At 46.6% G+C, this 12,421-nt stretch carries 11 protein-coding genes; all 11 read left to right on the top strand.

Features of this window, described 5'->3' with window-relative positions; translation table 11 throughout:
- Nucleotides 1-3: 3 nt before the first annotated feature.
- The gene (locus WH46_RS22790; RefSeq protein WP_046228484.1) at nucleotides 4-915 is read left to right on the top strand and encodes a peptidylprolyl isomerase; all 912 of its coding nucleotides are present in this window, start codon (nucleotides 4-6) and stop codon (nucleotides 913-915) included.
- A 156-nt stretch (nucleotides 916-1,071) separates the two neighbouring features.
- Nucleotides 1,072-2,010: a cysteine synthase A gene (cysK, locus tag WH46_RS22785; RefSeq protein ID WP_017815513.1), complete on the top strand. Its 939-nt coding sequence runs from the start codon at nucleotides 1,072-1,074 to the stop codon at nucleotides 2,008-2,010.
- A 235-nt stretch (nucleotides 2,011-2,245) separates the two neighbouring features.
- Nucleotides 2,246-3,889 carry an anthranilate synthase component I family protein gene (locus WH46_RS22780; protein ID WP_046228483.1) on the top strand — a complete coding sequence of 548 codons (1,644 nt, stop codon included), beginning with the start codon at nucleotides 2,246-2,248 and terminating at the stop codon, nucleotides 3,887-3,889.
- Nucleotides 3,890-3,891: 2 nt separating this feature from the next.
- Nucleotides 3,892-4,476, top strand: coding sequence for an aminodeoxychorismate/anthranilate synthase component II (gene pabA, locus WH46_RS22775; RefSeq protein ID WP_046228482.1), 585 nt, complete (start codon nucleotides 3,892-3,894; stop codon nucleotides 4,474-4,476).
- On the top strand, nucleotides 4,476-5,423 hold the full coding sequence (locus tag WH46_RS22770) for an aminotransferase class IV (RefSeq protein ID WP_046228499.1): 948 nt from the start codon (nucleotides 4,476-4,478) through the stop codon (nucleotides 5,421-5,423). Before pabA ends, WH46_RS22770 begins: the two co-directional genes overlap by 1 nt.
- Entirely contained in the window at nucleotides 5,420-6,286 is an 867-nt protein-coding gene (gene folP / locus WH46_RS22765) for a dihydropteroate synthase (RefSeq protein ID WP_046228481.1), read from the top strand. The genes WH46_RS22770 and folP overlap by 4 nt, the downstream gene beginning before the upstream one ends.
- Before the next feature lie 25 nt (nucleotides 6,287-6,311).
- A complete protein-coding gene (gene folB / locus WH46_RS22760) occupies nucleotides 6,312-6,674 on the top strand; it encodes a dihydroneopterin aldolase (protein WP_017815508.1) in 363 nt (120 codons plus the stop codon).
- A gap of 9 nt (nucleotides 6,675-6,683) precedes the next feature.
- Entirely contained in the window at nucleotides 6,684-7,226 is a 543-nt protein-coding gene (gene folK, locus WH46_RS22755; RefSeq protein WP_046228480.1) for a 2-amino-4-hydroxy-6-hydroxymethyldihydropteridine diphosphokinase, read from the top strand.
- A gap of 150 nt (nucleotides 7,227-7,376) precedes the next feature.
- Entirely contained in the window at nucleotides 7,377-8,423 is a 1,047-nt protein-coding gene (gene dusB, locus WH46_RS22750) for a tRNA dihydrouridine synthase DusB (protein ID WP_017815506.1), read from the top strand.
- Between the two features lie 443 nt (nucleotides 8,424-8,866).
- Nucleotides 8,867-9,343: a transcription elongation factor GreA gene (gene greA / locus WH46_RS22745; RefSeq protein ID WP_017815504.1), complete on the top strand. Its 477-nt coding sequence runs from the start codon at nucleotides 8,867-8,869 to the stop codon at nucleotides 9,341-9,343.
- 425 nt (nucleotides 9,344-9,768) lie between these two features.
- Nucleotides 9,769-11,307, top strand: coding sequence for a lysine--tRNA ligase (lysS, locus tag WH46_RS22740; RefSeq protein ID WP_017815503.1), 1,539 nt, complete (start codon nucleotides 9,769-9,771; stop codon nucleotides 11,305-11,307).
- The last annotated feature ends 1,114 nt before the right edge of the window (nucleotides 11,308-12,421 follow it).

Raw genomic sequence — 12,421 nt, 5'->3', positions numbered from 1 at the left:
CATATGACGAAGGTTAAATCACCGGTATGGACAGCCGTCATGGTCTTATTCATAGTCATCATTATGCTGCTCGGAGCCTTTTGGGTGATCCGGGCAGTTCAGCATTCTGGGGATCAATCGGATGTAGCAGTGGTGGGTAATGAATCTATTAGTGAGCAAGCATGGATAAGTGAATTGAAAAAGCGGTATGGTCAGGAAACACTGACACAGATGATGAATCGGCGGGTCGTGCAGTTGGAAGCAGATGCTCGCCATATTACAGTCAGTGATACGGAGATTCGGGATGATCTGGCAGAGCGGATGAGCGGGTACGCATCGCCGCAGGCTTTTTACAAGGAAATGCAGACGCAATTCGGTCTGACTCCCGAAGATCTGCAGCAGGAATCCAAGTATCAGATCCAACTGGAAAAGATAGCGACTGAGCGTATTGAGGTCAGTGATGCCCAGGTAGATAACTATTTGCAGCAGCACGCACAGGAGACGACGCAGCACCAGTATGATCTGGCATGGATTGAGGCAGATACCGAGCAGGCTGCCGAAGAAGCGGTACAGCGTATAGAGAACGGTGAGGATTTTGCAGCAGTAGCACAGGCGATGTCTGTGGACTCTTTTTCCTCCGGCAAAGGAGGAGCGCTGGGCTGGATCGATGGGGATGATCCCTTTCAGCCGCCTGAAGTGATCAAGGTTCTTCCACAGATGCAGGCGGGAGATATTATGGGTCCGCTGGCCCTGAGTACCGGTCATTATGCTGTAGTACAGGTTAAGGATATTCGTACCCCTTCCTCTTCCAAACTGCAAATTAGTCGCGAGACTGCGAGACGCAAAGTGGCGCTGAATCAGGCAGAGCCGCTGACAGAGATTGAGCAGCAGCTGCGCAGCAAGTATGATGCTCATATTTTATCCGCTGCCCCCTAGGATTCTGAGCCGGTAACATTGACATTGTGCGGTGGGATTGATAATATTAAAGCATACTAATACCAACTATTTTACTCGGAATAACGTAGTTTGAAGACATAGATAGGTAGTGAACTGAACACAGCTACGTTCCATTATCTGAAGGAGGGCAACAGCATGGCAAAAGTCGTAAATAACGTGACCGAATTGATCGGAGGTACTCCGCTCGTTCGTCTGAATCGTTTAGTACCGGAAGATAGCGCAGAGATCTACCTGAAACTGGAATACCAGAATCCGGGTTCCAGCGTCAAGGACCGTATCGCACTGAGTATCGTGGAAGAAGCGGAAAAGCAGGGCTTACTCAAGCCTGGCGGTACGATTGTCGAGGCAACAAGCGGTAATACTGGTATCGGTCTGGCTATGGTCGCAGCAGCCAAAGGTTACAAATGCGTGATCGTAATGCCGGAGACGATGAGTATAGAGCGACGCAATCTGCTGCGTGCTTACGGTGCCGAGCTGGTGCTGACTCCAGGATCGGAAGGCATGAACGGAGCAGTCAAAAAAGCCGAAAGTATCCTGAATGAGAATCCGGATTACTTTATTGCTGAGCAGTTCAAGAATAAAGCTAATGTCAAAATGCACCGTGAGACCACAGGTCCGGAGATCGTCGAGGCGATTGAATCGATCGGTGGAACCCTGGATGCCTTTATTGCGGGTATCGGTACAGGCGGTACCATTACAGGAGCAGGCGAAGTTCTGAAAAGCCGTTTCCCGGATATCAAGATCTACGCGGTAGAGCCTGCTGCTTCTCCAATTCTGGCAGGCGGTCAACCAGGTCCTCACAAAATTCAGGGAATCGGTGCTAACTTTGTACCGGAGATTCTGAATCAGGATATCTACGATGAGATTATTCATGTAGAGAACGATGAAGCTTTTGAAGTAGCCCGTCGTGTAGCCAAAGAAGAAGGCGTGCTGTCCGGCATTTCTTCCGGTGCTGCTGTACATGCTGCGCTCAAGGTTGCCAAGCAGCTGGGCAAAGGCAAGCGCATTGTGGTTATCATTCCAAGTAATGGTGAACGTTACCTGAGCACACCACTGTACAATTTCGAAGCATAATTTATGTTAGTCAGCCGTTATGAATCTGCGGCTGACCTCGCGCCTCTGATTCTTTCTGTCCACAGATATGCGGATAGAGAGTCAGAGGCGTTTTGCTTACCTGTAATAACCCGGAGTATACTCACAGGGATATAGTTTAAACATATAGAGCGTATTTCACAGCAGACCTTCTCAATTGCCAACCGCTTTAGTATACTAACGACAAACTACAGTTGATCAGGTTGGAGGAAGCAGATTGACCAGAGTATGTATATCCTTACAAGATTGGCAGCATTGGCTGAAGCAGGGATTCAATCAGCTGCCTTATATGATAGAAATACCACTGGAAGGCTATTTGCTGCCGGATAGCTGGGAATCGGTATGGACAGAGCAGTACCCTCATTCTTTTTTGTTGGAAAATGGTAAAAACGGACGGTATACCTATCTGGGACTGCATCCGGTGGCTTTATTGAGCGGTCAGGGCAATCGGTCAGTCATTCAGGAATATGCGCCAGGTAATGTTTTCGAGCAGTCACCACAGTTGGTGACTATTGCCAAAAAAACGGGCAAACCGCTGGACATACTGCGTAAGTGGATGTCAGCTCACCGGGCACCACGTGTGGCAGAGTTACCGCCTTTTACAGGAGGCTGTGTCGGCTTCCTCGGTTATGATGTGGCTCGTTCTCTGGAGAAGCTGCCTCATCAGCTGCAGGATGATCTGGATCTACCGGATTATGTATGGATGAAATTTGACCAGGTCTGGGTGATTGATCATCATGATCGCAAGCTCTACTGCTGTGTGCATACGTCCGCTTCGGAAGAATGGTCAGCATTATTGCAAGAGACCGATTTGAATAATACTGCCTCTATGCCGGACAGTATCAAGCAAGCCTATTATCAAGCAGATCATCAGACAGCTGGAATGCTGGAACAGTGGAACAGGTGGCATCAGGCAGCGGACGTAGACTCGTACTCCCTGCACCATCGCCAGCAATTTCTGCTACATCATCCCTTGTCTTCTACCGATTCGAGAGCAGACCATGGCCAGTTCCAGACCGGATTCCAGCAGGAATCGTTTGAGAAGGCTGTGCTTGCCGTACAGGAATATATTCGTCAGGGTGATGTATTTCAGGTGAATCTGTCTCTGCGCAGTGAGCGTAAGATTTCAACAGCACCGGAATCTATTTATGAATGGCTGCGGGTAACGAATCCTTCGCCTTATATGGGGCTGCTGCGTCTGCCTGGTTTCCAGCTGGTATCTGCTTCGCCGGAGCTGCTCGTCTCCGTGATAGGCGATTCAGTCTCCGCTCGGCCGATTGCAGGTACGCGCCGCCGTGGAATGAACGAGCAGGAAGATCAGGCCATGGAAGCCGAACTTACGGGTAATGACAAAGAGCGAGCCGAACATATCATGCTGGTGGATCTACAGCGCAATGACCTGGGGCGTATTGCCCGTTATGGAACAGTCCGTGTACCGGAACTGATGACCATCGAACGATACTCCCATGTGATGCATCTGGTCTCCGGTGTCGAAGCGGAACTTGCGGCAGACCGGGATGTGTATGATGTGATCGCAGCTGTTTTTCCGGGCGGAACGATCACCGGTGCACCCAAGATTCGCACCATGGAGATTATAGAAGAGCTGGAGCAGACCCGCCGGGGAGCCTATACCGGTTCAATGGGCTGGATTGACTATAACGGCAATATGGAATTAAATATTATTATTCGAACATTAACCGTCAAGGAAGACATCGCCTATATGCAGGCTGGAGCCGGCGTCGTGATCGATTCCAATCCTTACCGTGAATACAGAGAGTGCTTTAACAAATCCAGAGCGTTAGCCAGAGCCGTGCTGCTTAGTGAACAGTACGATGCGGCCCTGCAGAAAAGGGAGGATTAACCATGATTCTTGTAATTGATAACTACGACTCGTTTACGTATAACCTTGTGCAGTACCTGGGAGAGCTTGGAGAAGAGGTTGTTGTACGCCGCAATGACGAGATTGATATGAATGGTATTCGTGAACTCGCACCGGATCATATTCTGTTGTCGCCAGGGCCTTGTACACCGACAGAAGCTGGCATTACGATTGATGTGATTCAGCAGTTCAAAGGCGAGATTCCGATTTTTGGTGTATGTCTGGGCCATCAGGCTATTGGTCAGGCATTTGGCGGTAATGTTATCCGTGCGGAGCGTCTGATGCATGGCAAGACTTCTCCGATTTTGCATCAGGGAAGTTCGGTATTTGAGAGTCTGCCGTCTCCATTTACAGCAACCCGTTATCATTCTCTGATTGTCGAACGCAGCAGTCTGCCGGATTGTCTGGAAATCACAGCAGAGACTGAAGAAGGCGAAATCATGGGACTTCGTCACAAAGAATATGCGATCGAGGGTGTACAGTTTCATCCGGAATCTATCGTAACGGATCATGGACATACGATTCTGCGTAATTTCCTGAGCCGCAAAGTAGACAAAGCTACCGTATGATGAAGTACGTTAGTATAAATGGTGTGATTACACCTATAGATCAGGCCGTGGTCTCCGTCATGGATCACGGCTTCTTGTATGGAATGGGATTGTTCGAGACATTTCGTACGTATAACGGGCAGCCTTTTTTGCTGAATCATCATCTGGAGCGATTGCAGGCTGGCTGTGAATCCCTTCATATCCGCTGGCAGGCGGATGAAGAGCAGGTCCGAGCGCACATTTATTCATTAATGCAGGCGAATGATCTGGAGGAAGCGTATATTCGCTATACGCTGTCTGCCGGAACAGATATTTTGGGACTGCCTTCCGGTGCTTATGAACAGCCAACTGTGGTCATTTATGCCAAGGGACTGCCGGATACCACTCGCAGAGTCCAGCTTCAGCAAGAATATTCGAATATACTTTCTTCATCGGAGCTTGAGAGTCTGCAGCGGCATTTATCGAGCCGGAGCAAATCCTTACGCAAACTGCATACGCTTCGCAATACTCCGGAGGGTGATATTCGTCTAAAGTCGCTTCATTACATGAACAGCATTCTTGGCAAACAGGAACTGCTCCAGTATGAAGATCAGCCTGCTACAGCTGTAGAGGGGCTTATGCTTACTTCGCGGGGAGAGATTGCGGAGGGAATCGTCAGCAATCTATTTTTTGTGAAAGATAACCGTCTTCATACCCCTTCGCTGGATACAGGTATTTTGCCGGGTATTACCCGCGCACATGTTGTGGAGCTGGCTGGTCATATCGGCGTACCTGTTGAAGAAGGATTGTACAGCTGGGAGAATCTGCTTGCCGCTGACGAGATCTTTCTTACAAATTCGATTCAGGAGATTGTGCCGGTAACCCGTCTTTTGGCGGAAGACCGTAGTTACGCTGTACAGCAACAAGAGGTCGGCATTATAACCGCCCGTTTATATGCAGCTTATGAAAAGGAGGCTTATCATTTATGAGACAGCCTGTACACTATACACGACAATACACATGGGGTCCGGCAATACTGGAGTTGGGCCAATCAACACTAATTATGGGCATTTTAAATATTACTCCCGATTCCTTTTCGGATGGCGGAAGTTATACGTCGGTCGAACACGCACTGCAGCAAGCGCGCCTTATGATCGAAGAAGGAGCGGATATTATCGACATCGGCGGGGAATCTACACGTCCCGGTCATGATCCGGTATCCGAGCAGGAGGAACTCAGCAGAGTCATTCCGGTTATTGAAGCGCTCCGTCAGCATCTGTCCCACATTCCACTCTCTATTGATACGTACAAGGCAGAAGTAGCCAGACAAGCTCTTGCAGCCGGTGCCCATATAATCAATGATGTCTGGGGAGGCATGGCAGACGAAAGGATGTTTGCTGTAGCCGCCGAAGCAGGTTGCCCTTATATTCTGATGCACAACCGGTATGATATGAACTACACCGATCTGGTAACAGATGTGAAAAATGATCTGCAGCAACGAATTACCCTTGCTCTGCAAGCCGGCATTCAGCCGGACCACCTTATTTTGGACCCCGGCATCGGCTTCGCCAAACATGCCGATCACAATCTGGAGCTGATGAGCAGACTCGATGAGCTTACGGAACTGGGTTATCCCATGCTGCTGGGCACCTCACGCAAGCGGTTTATACGTACGGTACTTGATCTGCCTGCAGACGATGTAGTGGAAGGTACGGCTGCTACTACAGCATTTGGGATTGCCCAGGGCTGTCAGATTATCCGTGTACATGATGTGAAACCCAATAAACGAACAGCAACTATGTGCGATGCGATGCTTCAGGCAGCCGAATCGCCAGGTAAATACAGCAATTGATATCAGAAACGAGGAGGAACGGGCAGTGGATAAGATGATCATTAACCGCATGGAGTATTACGGTTATCACGGTGTATTTGAAGAGGAGCGCAAGTTGGGTCAGCGCTTTTATGTAGATTTGGAACTGGAGATGGATCTGTCCGAGGCTGGTCAAACCGATAACTTGGAGACTACGATCAACTACGCTGAGATTCACGAAAAGGTCAAAGACGTCGTCGAAAAAAAATCATTTAAATTAATAGAAGCCCTTGCTGAATGTATTGCGTCGACTCTGCTGGAAGCTTATACTGGGGTACATGTATTGACCGTTAGAGTCACCAAGCCGCATCCGCCTTTTGATATTCATTTTCAGGGCGTTACTGTTGAATTGCGGCGTACACGAAAGTGAGTGCAGGTTATGAATTCATCCGTTCCCTCTGAATTTTCAGAGGCTTATATTGCTTTGGGCGCCAATCTGGGCAACCGGGAGCAGACTTTGACTGAAGCCATACAGATGCTGGAGGCATATTCCGATATTTCGGTAATTCGTTGTTCCGGCTTTTATGAGACGGCACCGGTTGGTTATGTGGATCAGCCTTCTTTTCTGAATATGGCAGTCAGACTGCATACAACGCAGAGCCCGCATGAATTGCTATCCACCCTGCTTCATATCGAGAATCGTCTCGGACGCGTTCGGGATATACGCTGGGGACCGCGCACAGTGGATCTTGATCTGCTGTGGATGGATGATCTTCATCTGAACTCCGAGACACTGGAGCTGCCGCATCCGCGTATGCATGAGCGGGCATTTGTACTGGCGCCGCTGCAGGAGATTGTGACGACAGAGACGCCTGCCTTATTTTCCCTTGTCGACAAATCAATTGTTCAGGTTGCTGATCAGCAGCAGGATGTTCATTACGTCAGTGCCTTTCCATTGTCCTTTAGTTCAAAATTGAAATAATTAATGGCGATTAGCCGCAATTGTGTATAGTCTGTCTCTCTATCAGCCATGGCGAGAAAATATTCTTCGCAGCATGGTACAACAAATGTATAAACTGTGTTTGCTTATCCGAATGATAAGAGCAGCAGTAACAAAGGAGTCAATCATCAGATGTTCAAAATCGGTGATATTGAAATGAAAAATCGGGTGGTACTCGCCCCGATGGCCGGCGTATGTAATCCGGCATTCCGTCTGATTGCCAAAGAATTTGGTACCGGTCTGGTCTGCGCAGAGATGGTCAGCGACAAAGCCATCCTGGCTGGTAACAAGCGTACTCATAAAATGCTGTTTGTCGATGAGCGTGAGAAGCCGATCAGTTTGCAGATTTTCGGCGGTGATCGTTCTTCTCTGGTAGAAGCAGCCAAAGTAGTAGACCAGGATACCAATGCAGATATTATTGATATCAATATGGGTTGCCCTGCTCCCAAAATCAATAAAATCGATGCAGGTGCCCGCTGGCTGCTTGACCCTAACAAGATTAATGAAATGGTTGCTGCCGTTGTCGCCAATGTCAGCAAACCGGTAACTGTCAAAATGCGTATTGGCTGGGATCATGATCATATCTATGTGATTGATAATGCCAAGGCAGTCGAGGCAGCCGGAGGCAAAGCGATCAGTGTACATGGACGTACCCGCGAACAGCTCTATACCGGTCAAGCCGACTGGTCTTATATCAAGCAGGCCAAAGAAGCAGTATCTATCCCTGTGATCGGCAACGGTGATGTTGTTACACCGGAAGATGCCAGACGCATGCTGGATACGACTGGCTGTGATGGTGTAATGATCGGTCGTGGCGCACTGGGCAATCCATGGATGCTTTATCGTACGGTAGAGTATCTCAAGACAGGCGAATTGCTGCCTGATCCATCGGCCGAAGAGAAGATCCGCATCGCTATTTTGCATATGGATCGTCTGATTGATCTCAAGGGTGAAGTCGTCGCGGTTCGGGAAATGCGCAAGCATCTGTCCTGGTACCTCAAAGGTCTCAAAGGATCAGCCAAAATCAAAGATTCTATTATGGAAGAAACCAGACGCGATGAAATGGTGCGAATCCTGCAGGACTTCCTGGAAAACCAGCCCAATCATGTCGCTTCGGCAGCTGATCATGAAGCAGCTCCGTTTGTACAGGTACAATGTGCTGCGCCGGCGACAGTCTGATCTTCTGGTCCGCCTTTCTAACAAGCAAGCATAAGACTTCTCTTTAATAGTCTGTACTTCTATAGCTACTGTACATGTAGATTCTGCTTATCTAGATCCTATCTATATAAATCATCTACTCGAAATCATGCTGATCTGAATATAGTAAAAACCGAGGCACTCTCCCATGAGCAGCTTCGGTTTTTTCGCTGTTTTTATCATTCCGCAGCCGATCCGGCCTTTTGGTTGACATTTCACATTCATTCCCATATACTTTTGCAGTATAAATTTGCCTGAGTCCATGATTAGATATCATATATCCTCTGGGGAATTTCCCTGCGTCACTATCGTTTTGATAATCTTGCATGAGTCTTCGCTGTTTCTGAATCACTGGCTATTATCATGCTGGGAGACCCCAAAGCGAATTTTCGAAAATTATTCACATGACAGGAGAATTGGTTGAGATGAGCGATAAGGAATTCATTTTAACACAGGACGGTCTACGCAAGCTGGAAGATGAATTGGAAAACCTCAAGTCCGTCAAAAGACGTGAGATAGCGGAACGTATCAAAGTTGCCATTGGATACGGTGATATCAGTGAAAACTCTGAGTACGAAGATGCCAAAAATGAGCAAGCCTTCATCGAAGGACGCGTTATTACACTGGAGAAAATGCTGCGTAATGCTCGCATTATCAACAGTAATGAGATTGATACAGATTCGGTTAGCATTGGTGCAACCGTTATCGTTGAAGATCTGGAGTTTGGTGACACGATGGAGTACACGATCGTTGGTACAGCCGAATCCGATCCTTCCCAGAACAAGATTTCCAATGAGAGCCCGGTAGGCAAAGCGATCCTGGGCAAACAAAAAGGTACCGTTGTTGATGTAAACGTGCCTGCTGGCGTAATCCAGTACAAAATCCTGGAAATCAAAAGATAAGATGGATGTGTCCGAATAACGTGCAGATACGCTTTGTAGCGAACTGCAGCGGTATGTATACTTACAGTTTGACCAAAAAGCTTCCCTAGGGGAGCTTTTTTCTTGAAATAAGCAGTGTTTTTGCGAAATAAGCGCTAATATTGGTTTTAAAGATTTCAGATTGTCCTCAAATCAAGTACACTATAATTATGTGGCTTGTTGACTGAATATAGCAGCTTATACAGAGATTCTGTATTGGATTGGCTGCAGGCGAGATGACGCAGATATTGCAGTACAGGAGAAGGCTTCTGCCAGATCGTGCAGGTATTCGGATGATTCGCGTGGAACAGCCGTATACATCCTATATTCGTATCTGCATTCTTCTGTCGTCATAAGAGAGCGAGAGAGCCGGCAAGTTATTACCTTCAAAGGAGTGAGACCCAGCGATGTCTGATGAAACATTGAATCCTGGTCAAGAAGAACAGGAACACATAAGTGAAAGTGAACTGAACGAACTACTGCAGGTACGCCGTGACAAACTGGACGAACTGCGCGGACTGGGCATTGACCCATTTGGTAAAAAGTTCGTACGCACGTCTAGTGCAGCAGATTTGCTGCACACGTACGAGACTATGACCAAAGAAGAGCTCGAAGAAAAAGAAGTAACCGTAAGTCTGGCTGGTCGTATCATGACCAAGCGTGGCATGGGTAAAGCAAGCTTTGCGCATATCCAGGATCTGAGTGGCCGTATCCAGATTTACGTTCGCAAAGACACTGTGCCTGAAGCCAAATATGAGGCTTTTACCATTCTGGATCTTGGAGATATCGTCGGTGTGACCGGTACGGTCTTCAAAACCAAAACAGGTGAGACATCCATCAAAGTAAAAGATCTGGAAGTGCTCACCAAATCCCTGCTGCCACTGCCGGATAAATATCATGGTATGAAAGATGTAGAGCTGCGTTATCGCCAGCGTTATGTCGATCTGATCGTGAACCCGGAAGTGCAGAAAACATTTATCACCCGTTCCCGTATTATCCAATCCATGCGTCGCTATCTGGATTCCCTCGGCTATCTGGAAGTGGAAACACCGACACTGCATGCAATCGCCGGTGGCGCTGCAGCCAAACCATTTATTACGCATCACAATGCGCTGGATATGGAACTGTATATGCGTATCGCTCTGGAGCTGCACCTCAAACGCCTGATCGTCGGTGGTTTGGAAAAAGTATACGAGATTGGCCGTGCTTATCGTAATGAAGGTACATCTACTCGTCATAATCCGGAATTCACCATGATTGAGCTGTATGAAGCTTATGCCGATTACGAGGATATCATGAACCTGACCGAGAGTATGGTAGCCCATATCGCTCAGGAAGTACTGGGTACAACACGTATTCATTACCAGGGGCAAGAAGTAGATCTGACGCCTAACTGGCGCCGTGTATCCATGGTCGATGCAGTCAAAGAAGTCAAAGGTGTAGACTTCAGTGTGCATATGACGGATGCCGAAGCACAGGCACTTGCCAAAGAACACAATGTTAAAGTAGAGCCGCATATGACTTTCGGTCATATTGTTAATGCTTTCTTCGAAGAGTTTGTAGAAGAGACGCTGATTCAGCCTACATTTATTACAGGCCACCCTGTAGATATTTCTCCACTGGCCAAAAAGAGCGAAGCCGATCCTCGCTTCACCGATCGCTTCGAGCTGTTTATCGTAGCGCGTGAACATGCGAATGCCTTCACCGAGCTGAATGATCCTATCGACCAGCGTCAGCGCTTCGAAGCACAACTTGTCGAAAAAGAAAAAGGCAATGATGAAGCCTTCGAAATGGATGAAGACTTTATCCGTGCGCTGGAATACGGTATGCCACCAACAGGTGGACTGGGTATAGGTATCGACCGTCTGGTTATGTTGCTCACAGATGCAGCATCTATCCGCGATGTCCTGCTGTTCCCGCATATGCGTAATCAGGCACACGAATAAGAAACCATTAACTTCTATAAGATAATGTCCCTGTATGCCGGTTAATAAGTCAGCCATATATTTCTCTGCATCAGCTATAGTCATGCAGCAATAACATTTATATAAATGAAGTTATAACTCCTTTTATATAAGACAGTCTGACTGAAGCACAGAATATATGTGAATTATTCTCTTCTATAGAAGGTTGTTGTATATATCTATAGGAGATAATCTACTTGTAACTGTAACTGTAACTGTAACTGTAACTGTAACTGTAACTGTAACTGTATACACATCTGCATTTATAAAAGACCCGCTCTTTCTAAAGAGTGGGTCTTTTATCATACTACTGCTTAGCAAAAACTGAATTAATGTCTTTTTAGCTAAATACGAATCTACATATAATCCATATATAGTCCATACTCATAGCTCATATGCCAAATTGAGACTCAGCGGCGGACGGATGATGCAGTAATAAGCTTCCAACTCATTTGTATAGAAAAGAAATCCGAATTCATTTTCTGTGTATCTATTCCAATGTCTCTTACAATAATTCAATATGCTATCAGTCTTGCAAGATATAATGTACGCTTCATAATCACACACACTATTATCCTCATAAGTAGTCAGCCAAATAACGGCCATGTTTAAAATAGAATGTGGCAGACCTAGTAAAGAGTACCTACTTACATCATGAGAGGCAAAACAAGTATTAGAACTTAAAACATAACTATATTATAAATTGGATCAATAATTCTTCTTTAATATCCGACTACATGCTATCAGCAAAAACAAGGCTATTCTCTATAGGAAACGTTATAGATAGCAAGTTAGCAGAACTATTGATCATTTTAATTTATAGAGGCATAAAAAGATTTTATAAAATGCTTGCAAGGTAGCATCATTCATGGTATTCTATAAATCTAGTCGCGATACGGCGTCATGCCGGTGACTACTTATTACATTTCCAATTGAATTAACCGTCGAAAACTTATTCAAAAAAAGTTGTTGACACGAAATTGAAAAGGTGATATGATATAAGAGTTGCTGCGAGAGATACAGCGGTAACGAAAAAGACTTTGATCTTTGAAAACTGAACAACGAGTGAGTGAAGAACTTCGGTTCTTCAAAATAT

This window comes from Paenibacillus dauci, assembly GCF_000971985.1.
Classification (GTDB): Bacteria; Bacillota; Bacilli; order Paenibacillales; family Paenibacillaceae; genus Saccharibacillus; species Saccharibacillus dauci.
The sequence above is the reverse complement of the archived record's forward strand: the minus strand, read 5'-3'. Positions and strand labels throughout refer to the sequence as shown.